24 protein-coding genes are annotated in these 25,064 nt (G+C 61.3%); 17 read left to right on the top strand and 7 right to left on the bottom strand.

Annotation, left to right across the window (positions count from 1 at the left end; all coding sequences use genetic code 11):
- Positions 1–35 precede the first annotated feature (35 nt).
- The 4 genes from alaC (at position 36) to recJ (ending at position 5,787) form a co-directional block, all read left to right on the top strand.
- Positions 36–1,247 carry an alanine transaminase gene (gene alaC, locus T5B8_RS16015; RefSeq protein WP_353180353.1) on the top strand — a complete coding sequence of 404 codons (1,212 nt, stop codon included), beginning with the start codon at positions 36–38 and terminating at the stop codon, positions 1,245–1,247.
- A gap of 34 nt (positions 1,248–1,281) precedes the next feature.
- Positions 1,282–2,595, top strand: a complete 1,314-nt coding sequence (locus T5B8_RS16010; RefSeq protein WP_353180352.1) for a homoserine dehydrogenase — start codon at positions 1,282–1,284, stop codon at positions 2,593–2,595.
- Between the two features lie 16 nt (positions 2,596–2,611).
- Positions 2,612–4,000, top strand: a complete 1,389-nt coding sequence (gene thrC / locus T5B8_RS16005; protein ID WP_353180350.1) for a threonine synthase — start codon at positions 2,612–2,614, stop codon at positions 3,998–4,000.
- A gap of 62 nt (positions 4,001–4,062) precedes the next feature.
- On the top strand, positions 4,063–5,787 hold the full coding sequence (gene recJ / locus T5B8_RS16000) for a single-stranded-DNA-specific exonuclease RecJ (protein WP_353180348.1): 1,725 nt from the start codon (positions 4,063–4,065) through the stop codon (positions 5,785–5,787).
- A 37-nt stretch (positions 5,788–5,824) separates the two neighbouring features.
- Here the strand turns inward: recJ and T5B8_RS15995 are convergent, their stop codons facing one another.
- The 6 genes from T5B8_RS15995 to sufB form a co-directional block, all read right to left on the bottom strand.
- Positions 5,825–6,121, bottom strand: coding sequence for a hypothetical protein (locus T5B8_RS15995; protein WP_353180346.1), 297 nt, complete (start codon positions 6,119–6,121; stop codon positions 5,825–5,827).
- 52 nt (positions 6,122–6,173) lie between these two features.
- On the bottom strand, positions 6,174–6,494 hold the full coding sequence (locus T5B8_RS15990) for a non-heme iron oxygenase ferredoxin subunit (protein ID WP_353180344.1): 321 nt from the start codon (positions 6,492–6,494) through the stop codon (positions 6,174–6,176).
- 136 nt (positions 6,495–6,630) lie between these two features.
- Positions 6,631–7,881, bottom strand: coding sequence for a SufS family cysteine desulfurase (locus T5B8_RS15985; RefSeq protein ID WP_353180342.1), 1,251 nt, complete (start codon positions 7,879–7,881; stop codon positions 6,631–6,633).
- 25 nt (positions 7,882–7,906) lie between these two features.
- Positions 7,907–9,235 (bottom strand): Fe-S cluster assembly protein SufD, encoded by a 1,329-nt coding sequence (gene sufD, locus T5B8_RS15980; RefSeq protein WP_353180340.1) that lies wholly within the window; start codon positions 9,233–9,235, stop codon positions 7,907–7,909.
- Positions 9,232–9,993 (bottom strand): Fe-S cluster assembly ATPase SufC, encoded by a 762-nt coding sequence (gene sufC, locus T5B8_RS15975; RefSeq protein WP_353180338.1) that lies wholly within the window; start codon positions 9,991–9,993, stop codon positions 9,232–9,234. Before sufC ends, sufD begins: the two co-directional genes overlap by 4 nt.
- 83 nt (positions 9,994–10,076) lie before the next feature.
- The gene (sufB, locus tag T5B8_RS15970) at positions 10,077–11,564 is read right to left on the bottom strand and encodes a Fe-S cluster assembly protein SufB (RefSeq protein WP_353180336.1); all 1,488 of its coding nucleotides are present in this window, start codon (positions 11,562–11,564) and stop codon (positions 10,077–10,079) included.
- A 209-nt stretch (positions 11,565–11,773) separates the two neighbouring features.
- Between sufB and T5B8_RS15965 the strand changes: the two genes are divergently transcribed.
- From T5B8_RS15965 to T5B8_RS15945, 5 genes are all read left to right on the top strand, one after another.
- Entirely contained in the window at positions 11,774–12,214 is a 441-nt protein-coding gene (locus T5B8_RS15965; RefSeq protein WP_353180334.1) for a DUF3015 family protein, read from the top strand.
- A gap of 122 nt (positions 12,215–12,336) precedes the next feature.
- Positions 12,337–12,780, top strand: a complete 444-nt coding sequence (locus T5B8_RS15960) for an acyl-CoA thioesterase (RefSeq protein ID WP_353180332.1) — start codon at positions 12,337–12,339, stop codon at positions 12,778–12,780.
- A gap of 2 nt (positions 12,781–12,782) precedes the next feature.
- A complete protein-coding gene (locus tag T5B8_RS15955) occupies positions 12,783–13,058 on the top strand; it encodes an Rdx family protein (RefSeq protein ID WP_353180331.1) in 276 nt (91 codons plus the stop codon).
- A 268-nt stretch (positions 13,059–13,326) separates the two neighbouring features.
- Positions 13,327–14,463, top strand: a complete 1,137-nt coding sequence (locus T5B8_RS15950; RefSeq protein WP_353180329.1) for a helix-turn-helix transcriptional regulator — start codon at positions 13,327–13,329, stop codon at positions 14,461–14,463.
- 233 nt (positions 14,464–14,696) lie between these two features.
- Positions 14,697–15,536, top strand: a complete 840-nt coding sequence (locus T5B8_RS15945) for a hypothetical protein (RefSeq protein WP_353180328.1) — start codon at positions 14,697–14,699, stop codon at positions 15,534–15,536.
- A 143-nt stretch (positions 15,537–15,679) separates the two neighbouring features.
- On the opposite strand, the gene T5B8_RS15940 is transcribed toward T5B8_RS15945, so the two are convergent.
- Entirely contained in the window at positions 15,680–16,081 is a 402-nt protein-coding gene (locus T5B8_RS15940; protein WP_348767776.1) for a MerR family transcriptional regulator, read from the bottom strand.
- A gap of 88 nt (positions 16,082–16,169) precedes the next feature.
- Here T5B8_RS15940 and lnt point away from each other — a divergent pair, with 88 nt between their 5' ends.
- The 8 genes from lnt to T5B8_RS15900 all read left to right on the top strand — a co-directional run.
- Entirely contained in the window at positions 16,170–17,711 is a 1,542-nt protein-coding gene (gene lnt / locus T5B8_RS15935; RefSeq protein WP_348767775.1) for an apolipoprotein N-acyltransferase, read from the top strand.
- Between the two features lie 134 nt (positions 17,712–17,845).
- Entirely contained in the window at positions 17,846–18,475 is a 630-nt protein-coding gene (locus T5B8_RS15930) for a cation efflux transmembrane domain-containing protein (protein ID WP_353180325.1), read from the top strand.
- 102 nt (positions 18,476–18,577) lie between these two features.
- Positions 18,578–19,066 (top strand): signal peptidase II, encoded by a 489-nt coding sequence (gene lspA / locus T5B8_RS15925; protein WP_353180323.1) that lies wholly within the window; start codon positions 18,578–18,580, stop codon positions 19,064–19,066.
- Between the two features lie 136 nt (positions 19,067–19,202).
- Positions 19,203–19,439, top strand: a complete 237-nt coding sequence (locus T5B8_RS15920) for a hypothetical protein (RefSeq protein WP_348767950.1) — start codon at positions 19,203–19,205, stop codon at positions 19,437–19,439.
- Complete coding sequence (locus T5B8_RS15915) at positions 19,439–21,079, top strand: multicopper oxidase family protein (RefSeq protein ID WP_353180321.1); 1,641 nt, start codon at positions 19,439–19,441, stop codon at positions 21,077–21,079. The genes T5B8_RS15920 and T5B8_RS15915 overlap by 1 nt, the downstream gene beginning before the upstream one ends.
- A 143-nt stretch (positions 21,080–21,222) precedes the next feature.
- Positions 21,223–21,858, top strand: a complete 636-nt coding sequence (locus tag T5B8_RS15910) for a peroxiredoxin (RefSeq protein ID WP_353180319.1) — start codon at positions 21,223–21,225, stop codon at positions 21,856–21,858.
- Positions 21,859–22,133: 275 nt separating this feature from the next.
- Complete coding sequence (locus T5B8_RS15905; RefSeq protein ID WP_348766634.1) at positions 22,134–22,694, top strand: recombinase family protein; 561 nt, start codon at positions 22,134–22,136, stop codon at positions 22,692–22,694.
- 3 nt (positions 22,695–22,697) lie between these two features.
- Positions 22,698–25,064: Tn3 family transposase (locus tag T5B8_RS15900; RefSeq protein ID WP_353180316.1), on the top strand; the 2,367-nt coding region annotated here is incomplete at its 3' end.

Here is a 25,064-nt window from a genome sequence, read left to right as displayed (position 1 = left end):
ACCGAGCCCGCCGTGGCTCATGAACCCGATCGACCATGTCAAATCCGTCGCCCAAATCTGAATTCGCGCGTATCAAACGCTTGCCGCCGTATGTATTCGGCATCATCGGCGAACTCAAGCAGGCGGCGCGAGCGCGGGGCGAGGACATCATCGATTTCGGCATGGGCAACCCCGACCAGCCCACGCCCGACCATATCGTCAACAAGCTCGTGGACGCCGCCCAGCGCCCGGATACGCATCGTTATTCGGTATCCAAGGGCGTGCCGCGCCTGCGCCTGGCCATCTGCGACTGGTACAAGCGCAAGTTCGATGTGGATCTGGACCCGGCGACCGAAGCGATCGTCACCATGGGCTCGAAAGAGGGCCTGGCGCATCTCATGCTCGCCATTCTCGAGCACGGCGATCAGGTGCTGGTGCCCAACCCGGCGTATCCGATCCATCCCTACGGCGCGGTGATCGCCGGTGCGGACGTGCGTCATGTGCGCATGATGCCCGACTCGGACTTCTTCGCCGAGCTGGAACGCGCGATCAAGGAATCCTGGCCGCGCCCGAAGATGATGCTGCTCAATTTTCCGGCCAACCCGACCACCCAGTGCGTGGAGCTGGAATTTTTCGAGCGCTGTGTGGCCATGGCACGCGAGTACGATCTGTGGATCGTGCAGGATCTGGCCTATGCGGATCTGTGTTTCGACGGCTACGAAGCGCCGTCGATTCTGCAGGTGCCGGGCGCCAAGGATGTGGCCGTGGAGTGCTATACGCTGTCCAAGAGCTACAACATGCCCGGCTGGCGGGTGGGCTTCATGTGTGGCAACCCGACACTGATCGCGGCCCTGGCACGCATGAAATCCTATCTCGACTACGGCATGTTCACGCCCGTGCAGGTGGCCGCGATCGCCGCGCTCAACGGCCCGCAGGATTGCGTGACCGAGATTCGGGACATGTACCAGAAGCGCCGCGACGTGCTCTGCGACGGCCTCAACGATATCGGCTGGCGGGTCGATCGGCCCAAGGCCACGATGTTCGTGTGGGCGCCGATCCCCGAGCCGTATCTGGAAATGGGTTCGTTGGAATTCACCAAGAAACTGCTGGCCGACGCCGAAGTGGCCGTGTCGCCCGGCGTGGGCTTTGGCGAGTACGGCGATACGCATGTGCGTTTCGGCCTGATCGAGAACGAACAACGCACGCGCCAGGCGCTGCGCAACATCAAACGCATGTTCAAGCGCGACGGGCTGATCGACAGCCTGTAGCCGCGCGCTGCGCGAATACAACCAGGAGACGAGAGTGCAACCGGTCAACGTAGGACTACTCGGGCTCGGCACCGTGGGTGCGGGCGCGGTCAATCTGCTCGAACGCAACGGCGTGGAGATTACCCGTCGTGCCGGGCGCGAGATTCGCGTGGTGCGCGCAGCCGTGCGCAACCCCGACAAGGCGCGCGAATGCGCCACCGCCGATATCGAAATCGGCACCGATTGCCAGGCCGTGGTCACCGATCCGAATATCGACGTGGTGCTGGAGCTGATCGGCGGCGATACCGAGGCCTACGATCTGGTCATGGCCGCCATTGCCAACGGCAAGCATGTGGTCACCGCGAACAAGCATCTGATTGCATTGCACGGTAACGAGATTTTCGCCGCGGCCGACGAGGCCGGTGTGGTGGTTTCCTTCGAGGCCGCCGTGGCCGGCGGTATTCCGATCATCAAGGCGATGCGTGAAAGCCTGGCGGCCAACCATATCGAATGGGTCGCCGGCATCATCAACGGCACCGGCAATTTCATTCTCAGCCAGATGATCTTCGAGGACCAGAGCTTCGAGGATGCGTTGGCCGATGCGCAGCGCCTGGGCTTCGCCGAGGCCGACCCGACCTTCGACGTGGAAGGCATCGATGCGGCCCACAAACTGGCCATTATCGGCGCGATCGCCTTCGGCATTCCGTTGTCGTTCGACAAGATCTTCACCCAGGGCATTCGCGATATCGACAGCGTGGATATCGAGTACTGCGCGGAACTGGGCTACCGCATCAAGCATCTGGGCATCGCCCGGCGCGGCGACAACGGTGTGGAATTGCGTGTGCATCCGACCCTGGTATCGCAGAAGGCGCTGTTGGCCAACGTCGAGGGCGAGAAGAACGCGATCATGGTCCATGGCGATGCCGTAGGCCCGACCGTTTACTACGGCGCGGGCGCCGGCGCGGGCCCGACGGCCTCCTCCGTGGTCGCGGACCTGATCGATACCGTACGCATCATGAGCATCGACCCGAAAGGGCGGGTACCGCATCTGGCCTTCCAGCCGGATGAAATCACCGACGAGCCGATCGTGGGCCACGAGGATTTCGTCTGCGGCCATTATTTCCGGGTGCAGGTTGCCGACCAGATCGGCGTGATGGCCGAGATCACGCGTGCGCTGGCGGATCAGCAGATCGGTATCGAGGCCATCCTGCAGAAGGACCCGCCCACCGAGGAAGACGATGCCCGCGTGATGATCGTGACCAAGGCTGCTCGCGAAGGCCAGTTGATGAAAGTGCTCGATCATATTCGCTCGCTGCCCTACGCGCGCGAGGGCATCGTGCATATGCGCGTGGCCCAATTCGAAGACTAACGGCGCGAGGCGAACCATGCGATATATCAGCACCCGCGGCGATGCGCCCGCGCTGAGTTTCGAAGAGGTCGTGCTCACCGGCATGGCCAGCGACGGTGGCCTGTATGTGCCTGAGCATATCCCCGAGTTCTCGCGCGACGAGATCGCGGCGATGGCAGGGCTGCCGTATACCGAAATCGCCTTTCGGGTGATGAAGCCGTTCGTGGGCGGCGAGATCGACGACGCCATCTTTCGTCGCCTGATCGACGAAACCTATGCCACCTTCAAGCACGACGCGGTCGTGCCGCTCAAGCAGCTGTCGCACAACCACCATCTGCTCGAGCTGTTCCATGGGCCGACACTGGCGTTCAAGGATGTCGCGCTGCAACTGCTCGGGCGCCTGCTCGATCATTTTCTTGCCAAGCGCGATGAAAAGGGCGTGATCATGGGCGCCACGTCGGGCGATACCGGCTCGGCCGCGATCGAGGGCTGTCGCCACTGCGACAACCTGGACATATTCATTCTGCATCCGCACGAGCGCGTGTCGGCGGTGCAGCGTCGGCAGATGACCACCGTGCTGGCCGACAATGTCCACAATATCGCGATTGAAGGTAATTTCGACGACGCCCAGGCCATGGTCAAGGCCAGTTTCGCTGACCAGGGGTTCTTGCAGGGCACGCGCCTGATCGCGGTGAACTCGATCAACTGGGCCCGCATCATGGCCCAGATCGTCTACTACGTGGCGTCGGCGGTGGCCATGGGCGCGCCGCATCGCGAAGTCAGCTTCTGTGTGCCGTCGGCCAACTTCGGCAACCTGTTCGCCGGCTATATGGCCAAACGCATGGGCCTGCCGGTCAAGCAGTTCGTGATCGCGACCAACGCCAACGACATTCTGCATCGCACGATCACCGACAACGATTTCTCCAAGACCGAGCTCAAGCCCACGCTCGCGCCGTCCATGGATATCGTGGTGTCGTCGAACTTCGAACGTTTGCTGTTCGAAGCCTATGGGCGCGACGGTCAGGCCGTGGCCGATCTGATGGCCCGCTTTGCCGATTCGCCCACCGCGCTCGACGACGCGCCACTGGCCGATCTGCGCAAGCTGTTCGCCAGCCATAGCGTGGACGACGACACGATTCTGGAAGTGATCCGCGAAGCCTTCGAACACACGGGCGAGCTGCTCGATCCGCATACCGCGACCGGCTACCGGGCCGCCCAGCGGGTGCGCAGCGATGCCACGACGCCGATGATCACGCTGGCTACCGCGCACCCCGCCAAGTTCGAGGAAGCCGTGGTCAAGGCCGGCTTTGAAGGCGCGCCGTTGCCCGAGAACATGCACGATCTGATGACGCGCGAAGAGCGCTACGACGTACTGCCCGCCGAACTGAAAGCGGTACAGGCCTACGTCGCCGAACATCGCCACTAGGCGGGCCGCGACGCCGGTTGGCGTCGCCCGCCGTGTTTGAAGCCGCCATGTCTGACCAGGCCATGAGGCGCGACCAACCCGAGTTGCCACGCATCGTCGAGCGCCGTGCAGACGTAGCCCCTGGGCTAAGCGCTATCGAATCGCCGTTATTGCAACGCCTGTATGCCGGGCGCGGCGTGACAACGCCCGACGAGCTGGATTATGGCCTGCGCGGGCTGCCGCATTTTTCCGGCCTGCGCGGTATCGACCGTGCCTGCGATTTGATCGAGCACGCCATGCAGGGCGGCCATCGGATTCTGATCGTGGGTGATTTCGACGCCGATGGTGCGACCAGCACCGCACTCGTGTGCGATGTGCTCGAAGCCATGGGGGCAGGGCGTGTGTCCTATTTCCTGCCGCATCGCGCGCGTCACGGTTATGGCCTGTCGCCTGCGGTAGTCGAGGCCGTAGGCGCGGGCGAGCCCGGCGATCTGATTGTCACCGTCGACAACGGCATTGCCAGCATGACGGGCGTGGCGGCCGCGCAGCGCGCGGGCTGGCGCGTGCTCGTATGCGATCACCATCTGCCGGGCGATACGCTGCCCGCCGCCGAAGCGATCGTGAATCCCAACCAGCCGGGCTGTGCATTCGTGGGCAAGGCGCTCGCCGGCGTTGGCGTCGCTTTCTATTTGATGGCCGCAGTGCGTGCGCGTCTGGCCGCCAAAGACGCCAATCGTGCGCTGCCGCGCCTGAGCGATTATCTGGATCTGGTGGCCGTGGGCACGGTGGCCGATGTGGTGCGCCTGGATCATCTCAATCGCATGCTGGTCAGCCAGGGCTTGCGGCGTATACGGCGTGGCCTGGCCCGGCCCGGCATCGCGGCGCTGATCGAGGTGGCCGGACGCGATGCGGCCCGCCTGAACGCGGCTGATATCGGCTTCGCCGTGGGGCCACGGCTGAATGCGGCCGGGCGGCTTGAGGATATGTCGATCGGCGTGGCCTGTCTGCGGGCCCGCGATCCAGCCACGGCGCAACAAAAGGCCAGCGAACTCGCGGCGATCAACCGCCAGCGTCAGAGCGTGCAGCGCCGTATGCAGAGCGAGGCTGACAACGCATTGGTCAGGCTCGAGCGCACGCCCGCCGAGCGTTCGGCGCTGGTGGTGCATAGCCACGATTGGCATGAAGGCATCGTGGGCTTGATTGCCTCGCGTCTTCGCGAGCGCCACGGTCGGCCCGTCGTCGCCTTCGCGCCGGGCGCCCATGGTCTGCTCAAGGGCTCGGCGCGTTCGATCGCCGGCCTGCATATTCGCGACGCACTGGCCGCGGTGGATACGCGCCACCCGGGCCTGATCACCCAGTTCGGCGGGCATGCGCAGGCGGCGGGCCTGGTGCTCTCCCCGGACGCGCTCGAAGGCTTCGAACAGGCGCTGGAGTCAGCCGTTGCCGAACGTCTGACGGCTGCCATGCTCAGCCCGGATATCGTCACCGACGGCTCGCTGGCTGCCCACGAACTGGACCTGGATACGGCCTGCCTGCTCGAAGCCAGTGGGCCCTGGGGCAACGGCTTCGAAGAGCCGCTGTTTCACGGCCTCTTCGAAATCGTGTCGCAACGCATCGTGGGCGAACGCCACCTGAAACTTGAAGTGCGCCACCCGCAGGCGCATACGACCATCGAAGCGATGGTCTTCAATCATGCCGATCTGCTGGAAACCGGCGCGGTGTACCGGCTGGTCTATCGTCTGGCCGTGAACGTGTTTCGCCAACGCATGCGTGCCAATCTGATCGTCAGTACCGTCCGCCGCGAGTGACTGCGTCAGACGCGGCGCACGAATACGCCTGGCGGGATCAACCGGTCGCGGGGCGGGCGAGCAATTGCAGCTGTACCACGAATGCGAGCGCGGGAAAGCCGATCAGAATGGCGAGCCAGATGAGAAGCTGATCGGAAAAACGATAGAGCAGCCAGAAATACAGGCCTGCGAGTGCGAAGGCGAGCACGCTGTGAATCAACGCGACGAGCAGGCCCGTCTGCTCGATGGCCAGACTGCTGAATAGCGCAAACAGCGCCCATAGACCGGCGAACAGTAACGGCCGGCCGTACTGGCTGGCCAGCCAGCCGAGAAAAATCAGTACGAGTACGCCCATATCGGTTATCGCCGAGCCCGCCGACGGCTCGTCGAGCGGCTAGCGATCGTGGTCAGTCGAAGCGGTCGTCACAGACCTGAACCATGCCGTCTTCGACGCGCACCGGAAACGCGTGGACGTCTTCGTAGGCGGGCGGGGTCAGGGCCTTGCCGTTCTTGATACAGAAACGCGCGCCGTGGCGCGGACAGATGATTTGATAGCCCTCGACCTCGCCGCTGGCCAGCTCGCCGCCATCATGGGTGCACATGTCCTCGATGGCGTAATAGGCGCCTTCACGGTAGAACACGGCCACCATCACATCGTCGACATCGACGACTCGGCATTGGCCTTCCTTGAGTTCGCCGTCCTTGGCGACATCCACCCAGTCCGTCATTGCTTGCTCTCGATTCGGTTGCGAAGGAAAACGGCAGATATTGTTTCATGCGAGCCGGTAAGCGCGCCAACGCACCGGGGCGTCTGTGGCCAGCTTTAGCCAAAACGCGGCGGCTCAGCGTGTGGACGTCTACCGGCTACCCGAAGATGCGCTGTACGCTTTCCAGGCCCTTGATCAGCGCGTTGACGTCGTCTTCGTCGTTGTAGGCCGCGAACGACGCCCGTGCGGTTGCCGGTACACCAAAGCGTGTCATCAACGGCATGGCGCAGTGGTGGCCGGTACGGATAGCCACGCCCGATTCGTCGAGGAGGGTGCCGATGTCGTGGGCGTGTACGCCTTCCATTACGAACGAAATCGTCGCCGCCTTGCCCGGGGCCGTGCCGATGATGCGCAGCCCGTCGATGGCTTGCATGCCTGCTGTGGCGCGTTCGAGCAGGCCGTGTTCGTAGGTCGCGATATCGTTGAGGTCGAACCCTTCGAGGTATTCGATCGCCGCGCCGAAGGCCGCCGCGCCCGCGATATTGGGCGTGCCGGCTTCAAACTTATACGGCAGCTCGTTCCAGGTCGTGCCGTCGAAAGACACGGTTTCGATCATGTCGCCGCCGCCTTGATAAGGCGGCATGGCGTCGAGCAGGGCTTCGCGGCCGTAGAGCACGCCGATCCCGGTGGGGCCGAACAGCTTGTGTCCGGAAAAGGCATAGAAATCAGCGCCAATGGCTTGGACGTCGACTGGCATATGCGCCACGGCCTGGGCGCCGTCGATAACCGTCACGGCATCCACCGCATGCGCGGCGGCAACCATGTCGGCGACCGGTAATACCGTGCCCAGGGCGTTGGAGATATGCGCAAAGGCAGCAATGGCCGTGCGTTCGGAAAGCTTTTGCTTGAAGGCTTCCAGCGTGACGCTGCCGTCGTCCTCGACCGGTACGACCACGATCTTCGCGCCGGTTTCTTCGGCCACCATCTGCCAGGGCACGATATTCGAATGGTGCTCGAGCTCGGTGAGCAGGATTTCGTCGCCGGCGGTCAAACGCGGGCGCGCATAACACTGAGCCACCAGATTGATGCCGTCGGTGGTGCCGCGGGTGTAGACCACCTCGGCACGGCTGGCGGCGTTGATAAAGCGCATCAGCCGGTCACGCGCGCCTTCGTACTGGCGCGTGGCGCGTTGCGACAGGGCGTGAATCGCCCGGTGCACGTTCGCGTTGGCGTGGCGATAGTAGTCGTCGCTGGCCTTGATGACCTTCAGCGGCTTTTGCGTAGTCGCTGCGTTGTCGAGATACGACAATCGCATGCCGCTGTCGAGCGACTCCGACAGAATCGGAAAGTCGGCACGAAAGCGAGCGGCATCGAATGCGGTGGGTTGAACAGCGTCTGCTATAGCCATGCGTCCTCCGGGATGACCCGTTGTATCAGGCGAGGTCGGCGTAACCCTGACCGCCGGGCAGCTTGGACAGTAGCGCGGCTTCGACAAAGCGCTCGAGCGGGGCGATACCGACCTTCTGCACCAGGGCATTGGCGAAGCTGTAGGTCAGAATCGCGCGGGCGCCGTCATCGGCCACGCCGCGGCTCTTGAGATAGAAGACCGCGTCTTCGTCGAGCTGGCCCACGGTGGAGCCGTGCGCGGCCACGACGTCGTCGGCATAGATCTCCAGCTCGGGCTTGGCATCCACCTCGGCCTTGTCGGACAACAGCAGCGCATCGCTGCTCAGATCCGAGTCGGTTTTCTGCGCGTCCTTGCGGATCAGGATCTTGCCGTTGAAGACACCGCGACCGTAATCGGCCAGCACACCCTTGTACATCTCGCGTGACACGCTGTGCTCGGTGTCGTGATCCACACAGGTGTGGTTGTCCATATGCTGACGACCGGTCGGCACGTAGACGCCGTAGAAATGCACTTCGGCATTCGGGTCGACCAACCGCGCGTTGGTATCCGTGCGCGCCAGACGGCCACCCAGGTCGAAGCCATGGTTGAACACGCGGCTGTCGCGCGTCTGGTGCGCGAAAAAGCTCGCCGTATGATAACCGCGTGTCGATTCCTGCTGTACGCGACAGCGTGTGAGCTGCGCGTTCTCGCCCATTTCGGCTTCGGTGACCACGTTGGTGAAGTAGGGCTTATCGCCCAGGCCTGCGTAGTGTTCGATCACCGTCGCCTGGCTGCCACGATCCATCACGTAGCGATGGCGTACCTGCGACATGCGGTCTTCGTGACCACCGCTGGAGAGCGTGATCACATGAATGGGCTTGTCCGCGGCGGCATTGGCGCTGATGTGCACATAGGCGCCGTCGGTCGCGAACGCCGCGTTCATGTCGGACAGGCTACCCGGCTGGGTGTCGATAGCGGCCGATCGCACGCGGGCATCGTCGTTGTCGTTGAGGTATTGCGCAAACGACTGCACCTGCACACCTTCGGGCAGGCCGTCGAGCGCCGACAGGCGCGCGTTGAAATGACCGTCCACGATCACGATGCGATAGGCATCGAGGTCGGCCGGCAGGAACGCGGCGAGCGCGTCCTGCGATACCTCGCCGGCCTCGGAGCTGGCCTCGAAGCGGCGTTTTTCCAGCGGACGCAGGCTGGTGTACTTCCAGTGTTCCTGGCGTGTATCGGGGAAGCCGGCATCGGCGAACGCCTTGAGCGCGTCCTTGCGCGCCCGCTGGTTCGCGTCGCTGCCCGGCAGGTCACGCTCGAGACGGGCGTACTCGGCCAGATAGTGGTCGATAAGCGGCGCGATATTGCTCATGACGAAGCCGTCTCGCGATCGGTTTCCAGGTTCGCGTAGCCTTGCTCTTCGAGCGTGTCGGCCAGTTCCGGGCCGCCCGAGCGCACGATACGGCCATTGGCCAGTACGTGAACGCGGTCGGGCACCACGTGCTCGAGCAGGCGCTTGTAATGGGTCACGAGCACGGTCGAATGCTCGGGCGAGCGCAGGCGGTTGATGCCGTCGGCGACGATCTTCAAGGCGTCGATATCCAGGCCCGAGTCGGTTTCGTCGAGAATCGACAGGCTCGGCTCGAGCATGAGCATCTGGAAGATCTCGTTGCGCTTTTTCTCGCCGCCGGAGAAATCCTCGTTCACGCCGCGCTTGGCCATGTCCATGCTCATGCCCACATGCGCGATCTTTTCGTTGACCAGCTGCATGAATTCCATGGCTTCGATCTCGGGCTCGCCGCGATACTTGCGACGCGCGTTCAGCGCTGCACGCAGCAGATAGAGATTCGATACGCCCGGGATCTCCACCGGGTACTGAAAGCCCAGGAATACGCCTTCGCAGGCGCGTTCGTCGGCGTCGAGTTCGAGCAGATCCTTGCCCTTGTAGGTGACACTGCCGCCGGTGATGTCGTAGTCCTCGCGCCCGGCAAGAATGCTCGCCAGGGTGGACTTGCCGGAGCCGTTCGGGCCCATGATCGCATGCACTTCGCCGGCGGGGATCTCGAGGTCGATGCCGCGCAGGATCGGCTTGCCCTCGACCTCTGCCTGTAGGTTCTTGATGGAAAGCATAGAGTGTTTTTAACGAATGAAACGTGGAAGGCCCGCGCACGCGGCACGGGCCCGATAGTCATTGGCCGGGCTGTCGCGAACGACTAGCCGACGGCGTTCTCGAGCGTGACGTTGAGCAGTTTCTGGGCTTCGACGGCAAACTCCATCGGCAGCTCCTTGAACACGTCCTTGCAGAAACCGTTGACGATCAGGTTGACCGCATCTTCTTCCGACAGGCCGCGCTGCTGACAATAGAACATCTGATCCTCACCAATCTTGGAGGTGGTGGCCTCGTGTTCAAGCTTGGCAGTGGAGTTCTTGGTTTCGACGTACGGGAAGGTGTGAGCCCCGCACTTGTCGCCGATCAGCAGACTGTCGCACTGGGTGAAGTTACGGGCGTTGTCGGCGCTGGGCAGAATCTTGACCAGGCCGCGATAGGACTGCTCGCCGCGTGCGGCCGAAATACCCTTGGCAATAATGGTGGACTTGGTGTTCTTGCCCACGTGGATCATCTTGGTGCCGGTATCGGCCTGCTGCATGCCGCGGGTGACCGCCACCGAGTAGAACTCGCCGACCGAATTATCGCCGGTGAGCACGCAGCTCGGGTACTTCCAGGTGATCGCCGAGCCGGTTTCGACCTGTGTCCAGGAAATCTTGGAGCGATCGCCGCGGCAGTCGCCACGCTTGGTCACGAAGTTGTAGATGCCGCCCTTGCCGTTTTCGTCGCCGGGGTACCAGTTCTGAACCGTCGAGTACTTGATCTCGGCGTCTTCCTGGGCCACCAATTCGACCACGGCCGCGTGCAGCTGGTTTTCGTCACGCTGCGGCGCGGTGCAGCCTTCCAGATAGCTTACGTGGCTGCCTTTTTCCGCAATGATGAGCGTGCGCTCGAACTGGCCCGTGTTTTCCGCGTTAATGCGGAAATAGGTCGACAACTCCATCGGGCAGCGCACGCCTTCCGGGATGTAGACGAAGGAACCGTCCGTGAACACGGCCGCATTCAGGCCGGCGAAGAAGTTGTCGCCGCGCGGTACCACCGTACCCAGATGCTTTTTAACCAGCTCCGGATACTCGCGGATGGCCTCCGAGATCGAGCAGAAGATCACGCCTGCCTCGGCAAGCTTGTCCTTGAACGTGGTCGCCACCGACACGCTGTCGAATACGGCATCGACCGCGACGTTGCTCTTCTTGGTCGGGTACTGCGCGCCTTCGACGCCGGCCAGCATTTCCTGCTCGTGCAGGGGGATGCCGAGCTTCTCGTAGGTTTCGAGCAGTTTGGGGTCGACCTCGTCCAGGCTCTTGGGCTTGTCCTTGGCGCTCTTGGGCGCGGAGTAGTAGGAGATCTTCTGGTAGTCGATTTCCGGATAGTGCAGATGCGGCCAGGTGGGCGTGCGCATCTGTTTCCACTGGCGGAACGCTTCCAGGCGCCATTCGAGCATCCATTCCGGCTCGTCCTTCTTTGCCGAAATGAAACGAATGACATCCTCGTTGAGCCCCGGAGCGACGGTATCGGATTCCAGATCGGTGACGAAGCCGGCCTCGTACTCGCGCTCGGCGACAAGTGTTTCGACGTCTTCCTGATGTGCGGCCATAGCGTTTGGATCGTTCGAAAAATTACGCGTTTATATACGCAAGTATAACGTGAATCGGGCATGCCCCGGCGGCATCCGTACCGATGTCATTGATAGTGGGGGTCTATTGAAAACGTTCAAGGCATTGCCAGCGCCAAAGCATATTGCCAACTCGGCGGATTCCCGCTTTAATGGCAGCACTTACATACTGATAATCAAGGGAGTTCCATATGCGGCCTATGATTCGTCTGGGGGCATTGGCCCTGGTGGGCACGGCCGTCGCCGGCTGCTCGCAGATCACCATCACGTCCGACACCATCGTCGACGGTACCGCCCGTATCGCGGATGCGACCACCAACGCCGTTCAGGCTACCAGCAACGTCACTACGGACACGGCCAATGACGTGGATGCGCGCACGCATGCCGCCCGCCGCGAATTCGTCGGTTCGCAGATGGCCATGATCAAGCGTGAAGCCGCACGCGGCCAGGGCGAAAACCTGGAAACGCTGGCCTACATGATGCAGGCCGACGATGCCCAGGCCTTCGAACAGCAGGTTCAGGCCAACTATCAGACGCTGTTCGCCACCGACGCCGACGCTGATCAGTGGCTGAGCCGTCTCTACGACGTCGTGGGCACGCCGCCGGACATGGCGCTTGCCGCTGCGGGCTGAACCCGTTCGTAGTAATCCGGGCCGGCATAGGACATGCCGGCCTTTTTTGTGCCGCTCTGGCGCGCACGGTGCGGCCACGCTAGGCTAGCCGCCGATTCATACCACTGGCGCGAGGTTGCGCGATGGCGCGCACTGACGACTGGGATATCGAAACACCGTTTATTGCCCGCTTCGTTGTCGGCGAAACGCATATCGATCGTCTGCAGCACATGAACAACGCGGTCTATCTTACGTTCATGGAGCAGGCCGCCTGGCAGCATACCGAAGCGCTGGGTATCGGCTGGCAAACCTATGTCGACCTCGATGCGGCCTGTGTGGTCCATCGTCACGAGCTCGACTACCTGATGCCGGCCCACCTCGGCGACGAACTCGACGTGGCCACCTGGATTGCCGAAAACGACGGGCGACTGGCCATGTGGCGTGCCTTTCAGGTGCGCCGGGTTGCTGACGGTCGCACGATATTTCGTGCCCGCACGCACTATGTCACGGTCAAACTCTCCAACGGCCGCGCACGCCGCATGCCCCAGCTATTCGTCGACGCCTACCGACCGGCCGCCGACGCCTAGTCATGCCCGCGCCACGTGTCGAAATCCATTTCTGCCCCGGCTGTCGCTGGCAGGCCCGGGCGGCCTGGATGGCCCAGGAACTGCTCACCACCTTCGGCGACGCCCTCGGCGAAGTTGCGATCGTGCCGGCGGCTTCCGGGGTGTTCGAGATCCATCTCGACGGCGAACTGCTGCACTCACGCAAACGCGACGGCGGCTTTCCCGAAACCAAGCCCGTCAAGCAGATGGTTCGCGACCGCATCGATCCCGAGCGCGGATTGGGGCATAGCGACCGGTAGGGACGCCGCCCATGCGCGACGTCGCGGACGCGTTCTAAATCTGCGTGTTACATGCAGCACATAGTCAAAGCTGTATCGTACTGAATAGATAAATGAATTACTCATGCCGTTCGACCGCGCGCGCTTAGTTACGCGCCGTATTTGCGATATGCGGCAGCGATGGCTATAAAAAGCCCGTCGTAAGCGTATTCCGCCAACGGCGACGTTCAGGGGAAATTCGAGAAAGATCTCGTTGCACTATTGCTAGATACCATCGGGGGACGGTGTCATGCAGAACTCAGAGCTCGGTCGCGTTATCGGCCGCATCTATGACGCGGCGCTCGATCCCGACCTATGGTCCGACTTCATCGGCGATATCGCCGCGCTGACGGGCCGGCGCCAGGGCTGCCTCGAAATGCTCGATTATCGTAGCCAGCAGGCGAATATTGTTGGCTATACCGGCTACGACATCACGCCAGCGCTCGCCGATCCGTCGACGATCGAGCACGACCCCTGGGCCCCGAAGGTCGATCCGGACTTTCGAGGCGGCTATCTGATCGGCCATCAAATACTTCCGGAAACGGAGCGCCGTCAAACCGTCTTCGCAAACGATATTGCACCGAACCTGTCGATGGAAACTTTCGACATGTTCGCCATGGTCGCCCGGCAACTGCCCGATACACCCATTAGCGACGCCTTCGGCGGACTTCTCATCTATTCGAGCGAGCGCGAAGGTCATTTCTCGCCGAACGATATCAAGCTGATGGAACTCATCCGGCCGCATCTGCTTCGTGCACTCCATATCCAGGGCGAGATCGGGTTCGCCCGCGCGACCACACTGATGCACGACGAACTACTCGGTGCCATGCGTACCGCCTGTTGGCTGGTCGATACCGAGGGCAAGCCACAATATGCCAATGCCAAGGCGGAACGCCTGGAACGCCGCGGCGAAATGCGTCGGCAGGCCGGGCGTCTGGCCGCGCGTGACCGGGAGGTCGATCGCTGGCTGCAGAAACGACTACACGGCTGGAGCCGTGGTAACGGGATGATCGGCGGAAAAGACAGCTTCGCCTACTATCGAGACGCCGAAGAACGCCCGCAGTTTCTAACCGTAATGCCGCTCGCGCCGGACCGGTTCAATCGGCTCATGCCCGGGCACCCGATCCGGCCATGCCTCTTGGTTGCAGTCTCGGATCAGCAACCGGATCTCGAATCGAATATCGACACGGTCGCCGGTGCCTTCGAATTGACCCCGGCGGAAACCGAGGTGTTGGCCTTGTTCGCCCGCGGGGCCAACCCCCAGCGCATCGCCGAGCACACGCAAAAGCGCCTGGCTACCGTGCGTACTCAGTTCAATAGCGTACTGAACAAAACGGGGACGAACAGTCAGGCCGAGTTACTGGCGTTGGTACATAACACGGTGTGAGCCTTAGCGGGCTCGGCGGGCCGACTGTCGGGGCTTGTCAACTACAAAATTGGGGTCGTCAAGATAACCGATACTTTGCACGATCAAAACAACTGCCTGAGTTGCGAAGTCGCTCTGCAGAGCGACCGACCTGCGTGGTGATCGTGGCCTGGGCCATTATCTGAGGATCTAGTCGAGTCTCGTTCGCAAAAAAAAAATCAATACATATACATATAATGAAACCGGGAGCAGGCATGTCTACATCTGCAACGATTCGATGTCTTTCGGCTTTACTGATCGGACTGATTTTAGTCGGCTGCACGAGGTACCAATTCCCCCAGCGCATGGTTAAGTTCTCAGATCACGAAATGGAACCCGGCAAGCTATTCAGTATGTCTTATCCCGCCGACTTGAGGGCGTCTACGCTCAGCCTGCGACTATCACCGGCTATGCCTCAAAGTGTCAGGGAGGATGCAGCTTTAATATGGAGCGAATTTAAGCAAGCAACGAGCAAACTGGAGACTTGTGAAAGTGGCCTGACAAAGGGTTTTGCAACCAAGTGCGAAACCGAGCGAAAGAGAGTTGAAAAGCTATCGAACGACTTCGCTCAACTCGCCGCAATTTGGGGGAATATACGAATTCTCGCCGAACCCCCGCCTGACGTGGCGGTTACCGCAGACCTTACCTTTGATCTAGGTAAAGACGCCGATAAATCGGATATCGTCAAAGCAACTGCCGCAGCAGAAGCCGTTGCGAAACAAATCAACCTAAGCAACGAAAGTGACGTCAAACGGCATCTGATGTACCGCCTAAACGAAGCGTTCTATAACAATCCTACTTGGGATGATGAAAAATATGCAGCGCTTTTCGTGGAGATCGTACGCCATAAACCGACACCAACACCCCCAAGCGCAACGCCGGATTTCGCGCAAATATGCCGTACGTCCAAAGAACTGGCCGGGAAAGATCTGTCGAAATGCCCTGACGTGTTGGCGTCGTCAGATACGAAGGAAGAGGGGGCGAAAGAGGTGTGCCGTACATTCACGACCTGCATCGCGACACGAACGCTCACTTATCAGGCGTCTATCGAGTAATTCGTTTATCCGCGTTAGCCGCCTAGCGGCCTTTTAATGTACTTACTGCGGACGGAGGCTCTAGTATGGGGTCAACTCACGAAACGGAAAAAATCGTACGTTAAGCCGCGACGCTCGAACACAGAGTATCGGTGACACTGCTCCTAGTTCGCCAAAGCCTCGATGATGCGGCAATCCTTAATCCGGCCGCCCTGGCAGGCATGGATAATACCCTCCAATGATTTTTCCATGGCCTGCAAGTCCGCAAGCTTGTCACGCACGGTTTCGAGATGCTTTTCTGCGAGTTGAGCTACATCTTCACACGAGGCATCGCTCTGATCCGTCCGCGCCAGCAAAGTGCGCACATTGTCCTGGCTGAACCCCAGTTGACGGCAGCGCTTGATGAAAGTCAGTCGTTGTACGTGTGAGGCGCCATAGTGACGCTGGCCGCCGAAACCACGGCCGGCTTCGGGCAGCAGGCCGACCTCACCATAGTAGCGAATAGTTGATATACGCACCCCCGTGCGTCTAGCCAATTCACCAATACGCAAGTGCGATTGCGTCATGGAGCACCTCATGATTGAAGCTCTAGTTACTATAGCTTTTATCATGCCGTGACTATCGCCTACAGACAAGCAAGCGGCCGAGGTGTGCATGCGACAACAAACTTTGGTAAATCGCTTGCTCAAGGCAGCTCCGATAACACGACTTGGCGTCCTTTGGAGATACGGTCTGGCGCTGTTCGCTGGCGCGGTGCTGCCGCTGGCTTTCGCGCCGGTGGGATGGAGTTGGCTGGCTGTGTTGTCGCCGGCGGTACTATTCATACTCGCGGCCGGCCTGACGAAACGTCCCTCGCTCTGGGCGGCCTACCTCTTCGGCTTGGGTTACTTCGGCGTGGGGGTGTCGTGGGTTTTTATCAGCATCAGCCGTTATGGCAGCGGTCTCGTCATGGCCACGCTCGTTACCATGGGCTTTGTAGCGCTGCTTGCCTTGTTTCCGTTGTCCGCGATTTATCTCGTGCGCATGCTGCGGCCTCAAATGGACGGCCTCGCATTGTGGCTCGGGTTGCCGGCGGCATGGGTATTGAGTGAATGGGCACGACTCTGGTTCCTGAGCGGCTTTCCCTGGCTGTTTCTGGGTTATAGCCAGGTTGATACGCAGCTTGCCTCGATCGCACCGGTATTTGGTGTGCTGGGGGTGAGCTTTGTTCTGGCTCTGTTGGCTGGTGTACTCGCGTGGGTGGGGCTTCATCCCACTCTGCGACGCACGGTAATCGGCGTGGGCGTGCTGGGCGCACTATTCATCGGCGCGTCGCTGCTCGACCGAGAATGGACCCGGCCGGTGGCCGAGCCGGTATCGGTGGCGCTCGTGCAAGGCAATATGCCACAAGACATGAAGTGGAAGCCGCAGATGTTACCGCTGACCCTGAAACGCTATCGAGCGCTCACCGAGCCGTATGCGAGCGCCGACCTCATCGTCTGGCCGGAAACGGCTATTCCGACGTGGTACGACCTCGCTGTCGGCGATCTGGACCGAATCCAGTCACAGCTTGGTACACACGGCGCGACGTTGATACTCGGGATTCCGGTACGGACTGATCAAGGCGAGGCCTACAATGCCGCCGTCAGTTTGGGGCGCCCGCCACGGTTTTACTACAAGCGTCATCTGGTGCCCTTCGGCGAATACATTCCATTGCGCGGACTTCTCGGTCCGCTGCTCAATATCCTGGGCGCGCCGGTCACGGATTTTAGTGCAGGGCAAAACCCCCGCCTGTTGCGCGCTGGCGATCTGCCGATCGGTGCGTTGATCTGCTATGACATTGCCTTCGGCGCCGAAGTCGCCGACCTGCTACCGAAAGCGCAGTTATTGGTCAATCTCAGTAACGACGCCTGGTTCGGTGACTCACTCGGCCCGCACCAGCATTTGCAGATTGCACAGATGCGCGCCATTGAAACCGGTCGCCCGCTTCTGCGGGCGACCAACACCGGCCTTACAGCCGTGATCGATCACGACGGTCGCCTGTTGGCGCGCGCACCTCAGTTCGAGGCCACTGTTTTGACCGCCGAGGTGATACCCCGGACGGGGGCGACGCCTTATGTCCGCTGGCGGGACAAGCCCGTGCTGGCGTTGATCGTGGTGGCGCTGGGCCTGCTTGTTGTGCTGCGAGTGGCCAGTAAACGAATGCTTTTTCGCTAACTGCTTGACTCTCTAGTTGCTAGAGGTTTTAGGCTTGCGCTCGATACTACGATCAATAGCTGATTACGGCCGGGCGTATAAGGCGTTGTCGCCTAAACACGAGCGGTTCTAACGCTTCTCGGAGACCATGTAACATGTCTGATTGCGGCTGTGAATTCGAGGCCAAGGACAAAGCGCAACAAACTGCGCTGTACTGGCTGCTGGCGATTAACGGCGTGATGTTCCTGGCTGAATTCGCGATTGGTCTGCTAGGCGGCTCCACGGCGCTGATCGCCGATTCACTCGACAACTTCGCTGATGCGGCGGTTTATTCGGCTGGGTTGTACGCGGTCGGTCGCGCCGCTTACCACAAAGCACGCGCCGCGTCCATAGGCGGGGTCGTGCAGATACTGCTCGCTTTGTTCGCCTTGGGCGAAGTGGTCCGACGGACCGTGATGGGCAGCGACCCCGAGCCCGCCTACATGGTGGCGATGGGCTTGGCGGCACTTGTCGCGAATATCACGTGTTTGCTCATCATCGCCCGCCATCGGGAAGGCGGCGTCCATATGCGCGCCAGTTGGATCTTTTCGGCCAATGACGTGATTGCCAATGTTGGCGTCATTGTCGGCAGCGCGCTTGTCTACTTCCTCGATAGCCGTTTTCCTGACCTCATCATCGGTCTTGTCGTCGGAATCATCGTGCTGCTCGGCGGTATCCGCATCCTCAAGGACGCGCGTAAAACCCGAGCCGAACTTGAGGCATCATCGCCATCGGAAGCGCCTTGACGTGGCAATCGGTGCCGGCAACATGAACGTCTGCCGACGTACTACGGTGCGTGCGGCAGAACAAGGGCGCCAGGGGAGTGTCTGGTGTCTACGCGTTCGATAGTGAGCAAGGAGAACGCACTGACCCCGCGCGGCAGGCTGCGCTGGTTGTGGTTGACCTTTGCGCTACTGGTCGTGGATCAGGTGACCAAGTATGCGGCCAGTATCTATCTTGACTATGGCGAGCGCAGAGCCGTCACAGAATTTTTTAACTGGACACTTCTACACAATACGGGTGCTGCATTCAGCTTTCTGGCCGATGCCGGTGGGTGGCAGCGGGCATTCCTGATCGGTGTCGCCGTCGTTATATCAGCCTCGCTGCTGGGCTGGCTGTGGCGCGGAGTGGCTTCGCAAGGTCAAGCGATCGCGCTCAGTGCGATTTTAGGCGGTGCGCTGGGCAACTTGACGGATCGCCTGCTACGCGGCCATGTCGTCGACTTTCTCGATTTCCATTACGCACAGTATCACTGGCCGGCATTCAACCTGGCCGATGTCTGGATCATAACGGGCGCCGCATCACTGATGTGGGCGCATACAAAATACCGCGGGTGAGCGTCTCGGCCGGATCGCTGAGTCCCGGCTCGGACTGCCTGCATCCCCACCGCTGGCCGGGCACGCCAGAGTAATTTTGAATGACAAGTACGGCACGACATCTAAATCGCTACCGGCCAAAAGCATGGAAAACACCATGAAACTATTCGTAGCATTGCTGTTGAGCCTGCTGGGCGCCATCGTGGGGACAGCCCCTGCCGCGGGACAGACCGGCCCGGGCCGCATGGGCGACGGCGGCATGATGAACGAATCGATGATGCAATGCGGCATGATGGGTGGCCCGATGATGGTCGCCTGGATGCTGTTTGCGCTTCTCGTGTTGAGCGTATTGGTGCTCGCCGTGGTGGCGCTGATCAAGTACCTGCGTAGCTGATGACGACGATCGACCCTAAACGCCGCATGCTATTGCGTTGCGTGGGCGGCCTTGCGGGTATCACCGCTTTGACGCCCACAACCCTGTTGACGGCGTGTAAAGATAGCGCGGCCGCGGGTACGAAGCACGAAGGCGCGGGCCATTACGGCCTCGAAAACGGCCCCTTCGATGTCGACCTGCGGCTGCGTGCGCAGCCAGACACGGCGCCCATCCTGCACGGCACCCCCAGCGAGGTCTGGCGCTACACGGCCGATCTGCGCGGCGGCCCCGCGGATACTCTCGCCACGGTCGGCGACAGCTACACCGGGCCGTTGATCCGGCTACGCCGCGGCCAGCGTTTCCACGCCCGGCTGGAGAACGGCCTGCCGGAGGACACCACCGTGCATTGGCATGGCCTGCACGTGCCGTCGGATGTGGATGGCCAGCCGCGGCTGCCGATCAAGCCCGGCGAAGCCATGACCGTTGCCTTCGAGGTGCGCGACCGCGCTGGGCTGTATTGGTACCACCCGCACCCGCACGGCCCTAATGGTGGGCGGGTCGGCTTCCAATCCTATGCCGGCCTGGCCGGCCCGCTAGTCATCGAGGACGAGGCCGAGCGCGCCCTGGGGCTGCCGGCCGGGGACCAGGAAATGATCCTGGTACTGCAAGACCGCCGCTTCGCCGGCGACAACGAGTTGACCTATATCGGCAGCGGCATGGGCACCATGATGACCCGCATGCGCGGCTTTCTCGGCGACCGCATCCTGGTCAACGGCCGCCCCGATGCCGCACGCGAAGTCGCCACCCGGCCGTACCGACTGCGCATCCTCAACGGCTCCAATTCGCGCATCTACAAGCTGGCCTGGAGCGACGGCCGGCCCATGACCGTGCTCGGCACCGACGGCGGCCTGCTGGCGGCGCCAGGCCAATATCCCTACGTGACCCTGGCGCCGGCCCAGCGCATCGATCTGTGGGTGGATTTATCCACGAACGACCCCGGCGATGAATTGCGCCTGCTCAGCGACAGCTACCAGGCCGGGATGATGGACAACATGATGGGTGACGGCATGGGCGACGGTTGCAAGAGAGATGGTCGTAGGGCCGGCATGATGGGAAACATGATGGGCGGCTCGGAGCTGCCAGCCGGCGCCCGCTTCGACATACTCACCCTGCGCGTCACGCGGCGCGAACGCGGCAAGGAACGACTGCCCAAACGTCTTGCCGAGGATTTACAGCCGCCGCCGGTCGACCGTGATACCCCGGCGCGTCGCTTCAAACTGAGTAGGGTCATGATGCGCGGCTTCGCCATCAACGGCCGCCAATTCAAAGGCGCCACCGTGGCCGACGACGAAATCGTGCGCTTGGGAAAAACCGAAGTTTGGGAGTTTGTCAACGACTCCATGATGCCGCATCCCATGCACGTGCACGGGCTGCAGTTTGCGGTCGTCGGGCGAGAGCCAATCGGCGGGCGCCGGCACTGGAGCGGCCTGGCCGCCGGGCTGGTGGATGCCGGCCGGCGCGACACGGTACTCGTATTGCCGGGCGAACGCGTGCGTATCGCGGTGACCTTCGCCGATTTCGAGGGGCTTTATATCTACCATTGTCACAACATGGAGCATGAGGACAACGGCATGATGCGCTATTACCGCGTCCGGGCATGAGCGCGGCTACACCCGCGGCATTCACTACGACACCAAGCAGGCGATACCGTAGCGATCGGTCGGTACGTGCTAGGTCCGACCGCCCCGGCGACCGCGTCCATTGAAGGTCGCCGACATCTTCTTCATCGAACAGGAGTATAGATATGAGCCTACGATTAGGCGATACCGCACCGAACTTTACGGCCGATACCACCGAAGGCCGCATCGATTTCCACGAGTGGCTCGGCGACGGCTGGGGCATGTTGATGTCGCATCCGGCCGATTTCACGCCGGTCTGCACCACCGAGCTGGGCGCGGTCGGCGGCCTCAAGGAACAGTTCGCCAAGCGCGACACTAAAGCCATCGTGGTATCGGTGGATTCGGTGGATGATCACAAGCGCTGGTCGGCCGATATCGAGGAAACCCAAGGCCAGTCCGTGAACTTCCCGATCATCGGCGATTCCGACCGCAAGGTCGCGGAACTCTACGACATGATCCACCCGAACGCCGGCGATACGTCGACGGTGCGCAGTGTGTTCATCATCGATTCCAACAAGAAGATCCGGATGACGCTGACCTATCCGAAGAGCGCCGGGCGCAACTTCGACGAGATCCTGCGGGTGGTCGATTCATTGCAGCTCACCGACAATCACAAGGTCACCACCCCGGCCAACTGGCAGGACGGCGACGACGTGATCGTGTCGCCTGCGCTGTCCAACGAAGAGGCCGAAAAGCTGTTCCCGGCCGGCTGGAACGAGCTCAAGCCCTACCTGCGCATGACCAAGCAGCCCAACGAATAATGTGCGGAATGCGCGACTAAGCGATCGCCCGGGCACACTCAAGTGTTGTGCCCGGGTTTAAACTTGGCCGAGCTAAATCCGCACCTAATGCTACGCCTCTCTCGGCTAATGGGAACGCCATACCTTGTGCTGGTGCGTCAAGGTAAAGTACACCCTATCCGGACGTCAGGCGGCTGATCTCAAATGCGTCAGGATAGAGTCGCATTGAGCAATGATTGACGTTTGTCGTCCAGGGTCATAGAGTCCAATCTGACACATTGGCTCGGGGAAGCGATTTGAACGGCCAACGCATCGGTTATGTCCGCGTCAGTAGTGTGGGTCAGAACGTCGAGCGCCAGCTTGAGCAGGTCACAGTCGATCGCGTGTTCACCGACAAGGCGTCCGGCAAAGACACGCACCGACCCGAGTTGGAACGGCTGATCGCGTTCGTCCGCGAAGGCGATACCGTTGTGGTCCACAGCATGGATCGGCTGGCGCGCAACCTCGACGACCTACGCCGGTTGGTTTACGCGTTGACTGAGCGCGGTGTCGGCATCGAATTCGTGAAGGAGAATCTGACCTTCACTGCCGAGGCGTCGCCGATGGCCAATCTCATGCTATCGGTGATGGGCGCGTTCGCTGAATTCGAACGCGCGCTGATCCGCGAACGTCAGCTCGAAGGCATCGCGCTGGCCAAGCGACGAGGCAAGTACAAGGGGCGTAAGAAAGCCTTGTCGTCCGACCAGATCGCCGAGCTTCGACAGCGCGTGGCCGACGGCGAGCAGAAAGCGAAGCTGGCCCGCGATCTGGGTATTAGCCGCGAGACGCTGTACCAATACCTCCGAGCGGATGCCTGAACCATGCCCCGTCGCCGTCTACTGAGTGCCGCCGACCGGGATAGCCTGCTGACCTTCCCGGCGACAGACGACGAACTGATTCGACACTACACCTTCTCGGAACCCGAGCTGGCGGTCATTTCCCAACGGCGCGGTGCGCATAACCGGCTCGGTTTCGCGGTGCAGTTGTGCTATCTACGCTATCCCGGCGTTACGCTGCCGACCGATGCGCGGCCGCCGGCCGCCTTGCTAGCCCTGATCGGTCAACAGCTGAATATTGATCCGGACATCTGGCCGCAGTATGCCCAGCGGCCCGAAACCCGGCGTGAGCACTTGGTCGAATTGCAGGCTTGGTTAAACCTGTCCCCGTTCAGCGGCGCGGATTATCGGCGGCTCATGAAACCGATTGCCGAGCTGGCCCAGCAAACGGACCGGGGCATCGTGCTGGCCGAGGCGTTGGTCGAGAAGCTGCGGCAAGAGCGCATCATCCTGCCGCCGTTGGCGGTCATCGAGCGCGTATGTAGCGAAGCGCTCACACGCGGCACGCGCCTTGTCTATGAGGCGTTGACCGCGCCGTTAACCGCTAATCACCGGCATGCCTTTGCGCGGCTTTTGGCGATTCGCGCCGAGACCGCGCATAGCACGCTCGCCTGGCTACGCCAGTCGCCGGGCCCGCCGCGGCCAAAGCATATTCGGGCGCACCTCGAACGGTTGCAAACCGTTCATGATTTGGACTTGCCGACCGGTTTGGAACACGTCGTTCACCAGAACCGCCTGCTGAAATTGGCTCGCGAGGGTGGCCAAATGACGGCCCAGCACTTGCGCGACCTGGAATCGACGCGTCGTCATGCGACGCTGGCCGCGGTTCTCCTCGATACGCGTGCCACGCTGATCGACGAAATTATCGATCTGCACGATCGCTTCATGGGCTCGCTGTTCAATAAGGCCAAACGCACCCATGCCGAGCGGTTCCAGCAATCCGGAAAGGAAATCAATAGCAAGGTTCGCCTGTACTCCCGCGTCGGCCGCGCACTGCTTGAGGCCAAGCAAAACGGCGGCGATCCGTTTGCTGCAATCGAAGCGATCGTGCCGTGGGACGTATTCAGCGAAAGCATCGCTGAAGCGGAGAAGCTGGCGCAATCCGAAGACTTCGATTACCTCGCCTTGATCGGTAGCGGCTTCAATGCCCTTCGGCGCTATACACCGACGCTTCTGGAATCGTTGAAACTGAAGGCCGCACCGGCGGCACGCGAACTGCTCGCAGGTATCGAGCTGTTGAAAGACATGAACCGGCACCAAGCCCGGAAAGTACCCGACGATGCGCCGACCCGCTTCATTCGTAAGCGCTGGGCGACTTTGGTCTATACAGCCGGCGGGATTGACCGACGTTTCTATGAGTTGTGCGTGTTATCGGAACTCAAGAACGCGCTGCGTTCGGGCGACATCTGGGTGCAGAATTCGCGCCAGTTCAAGGACTTCGAGGATTACTTGCTGCCGCCAGCGCGCTTCGTCGATCAGCGCGAGCAGCAAGCGCTGGGATTGGCGATCGAAACCGATTGCGAAGGTTATCTCGAATCCCGATTGAGTGCTTTGGCACACGAGTTGGCCACCGTCGAGCGATTGGCCGCGGCCGATACGTTACCGGATGCCGGCTTCACGCCCGCGGGCCGTCTCAAGATCACACCGCTGGATAAGGCCGTGCCCGACGGCGCGGAAGCGCTGATGCAGCAGGCCTACAGTCGGCTGCCTCATCTCAAGATCACCGAACTATTGCTGGAAGTCGATGACTGGACCGGCTTTACGCAGCACTTTACCCATCTCAAAAGTGGCGCCGCCACCGGTGACCGGCAGTTGTTGTTGACCACGATCCTGGCGGACGCGATCAACCTCGGGCTGGCAAAGATGGCCGAATCCTGTCCCGATGCCACCTACGCCAAGCTAACGTGGCTGCAAGCCTGGCATATCCGCGACGAGACCTATGCAGCGGCATTATCTGAATTAACCAATGCCCAGTTTCGCCAGCCGTTCGCGGCGTACTGGGGCGACGGCACCACGTCGTCGTCGGACGGCCAGAACTTCAAGGCCGGGGGCCGGGGCCAGTTTGCCGGCCACGTGAACCTGAAGTACGGCCAGGAACCGGGCGTGCAGTTCTACACGCATATCTCCGATCAATATGCGCCGTTCCACACCAAGGTCATCAATGCCACGGTTCGCGATGCGACCCATGTCTTGGACGGACTGCTGTATCACGAATCGGATCTACGGATCGCCGAGCACTACACCGATACAGCCGGTTTTACCGATCATGTATTCGCGTTGATGCAGCTACTGGGGTATCGCTTCGCACCGCGTATTCGCGATCTGGCCGACCGGCGCCTGTATATTCCAGGT

The sequence above is a fragment of the Salinisphaera sp. T5B8 genome (assembly GCF_040361255.1).
In the GTDB taxonomy this organism is placed as follows: Bacteria; Pseudomonadota; Gammaproteobacteria; order Nevskiales; family Salinisphaeraceae; genus Salinisphaera.
The sequence above is the reverse complement of the archived record's forward strand: the minus strand, read 5'-3'. Positions and strand labels throughout refer to the sequence as shown.

Bases quoted from the DNA above. Each gene is read 5' to 3' on its own strand.
- alaC (WP_353180353.1), top strand. From the start codon at position 36: ATGTCAAATCCGTCGCCCAAATCTGAATTCGCGCGTATCAAACGCTTG.
- thrC (WP_353180350.1), top strand. From the start codon at position 2,612: ATGCGATATATCAGCACCCGCGGCGATGCGCCCGCGCTGAGTTTCGAA.
- recJ (WP_353180348.1), top strand. From the start codon at position 4,063: ATGAGGCGCGACCAACCCGAGTTGCCACGCATCGTCGAGCGCCGTGCA.
- T5B8_RS15995 (WP_353180346.1), bottom strand. From the start codon at position 6,121: ATGGGCGTACTCGTACTGATTTTTCTCGGCTGGCTGGCCAGCCAGTAC.
- T5B8_RS15990 (WP_353180344.1), bottom strand. From the start codon at position 6,494: ATGACGGACTGGGTGGATGTCGCCAAGGACGGCGAACTCAAGGAAGGC.
- T5B8_RS15985 (WP_353180342.1), bottom strand. From the start codon at position 7,881: ATGGCTATAGCAGACGCTGTTCAACCCACCGCATTCGATGCCGCTCGC.
- sufD (WP_353180340.1), bottom strand. From the start codon at position 9,235: ATGAGCAATATCGCGCCGCTTATCGACCACTATCTGGCCGAGTACGCC.
- sufC (WP_353180338.1), bottom strand. From the start codon at position 9,993: ATGCTTTCCATCAAGAACCTACAGGCAGAGGTCGAGGGCAAGCCGATC.
- sufB (WP_353180336.1), bottom strand. From the start codon at position 11,564: ATGGCCGCACATCAGGAAGACGTCGAAACACTTGTCGCCGAGCGCGAG.
- T5B8_RS15965 (WP_353180334.1), top strand. From the start codon at position 11,774: ATGCGGCCTATGATTCGTCTGGGGGCATTGGCCCTGGTGGGCACGGCC.
- T5B8_RS15960 (WP_353180332.1), top strand. From the start codon at position 12,337: ATGGCGCGCACTGACGACTGGGATATCGAAACACCGTTTATTGCCCGC.
- T5B8_RS15955 (WP_353180331.1), top strand. From the start codon at position 12,783: ATGCCCGCGCCACGTGTCGAAATCCATTTCTGCCCCGGCTGTCGCTGG.
- T5B8_RS15950 (WP_353180329.1), top strand. From the start codon at position 13,327: ATGCAGAACTCAGAGCTCGGTCGCGTTATCGGCCGCATCTATGACGCG.
- T5B8_RS15945 (WP_353180328.1), top strand. From the start codon at position 14,697: ATGTCTACATCTGCAACGATTCGATGTCTTTCGGCTTTACTGATCGGA.
- T5B8_RS15940 (WP_348767776.1), bottom strand. From the start codon at position 16,081: ATGACGCAATCGCACTTGCGTATTGGTGAATTGGCTAGACGCACGGGG.
- lnt (WP_348767775.1), top strand. From the start codon at position 16,170: ATGCGACAACAAACTTTGGTAAATCGCTTGCTCAAGGCAGCTCCGATA.
- T5B8_RS15930 (WP_353180325.1), top strand. From the start codon at position 17,846: ATGTCTGATTGCGGCTGTGAATTCGAGGCCAAGGACAAAGCGCAACAA.
- T5B8_RS15920 (WP_348767950.1), top strand. From the start codon at position 19,203: ATGAAACTATTCGTAGCATTGCTGTTGAGCCTGCTGGGCGCCATCGTG.
- T5B8_RS15915 (WP_353180321.1), top strand. From the start codon at position 19,439: ATGACGACGATCGACCCTAAACGCCGCATGCTATTGCGTTGCGTGGGC.
- T5B8_RS15910 (WP_353180319.1), top strand. From the start codon at position 21,223: ATGAGCCTACGATTAGGCGATACCGCACCGAACTTTACGGCCGATACC.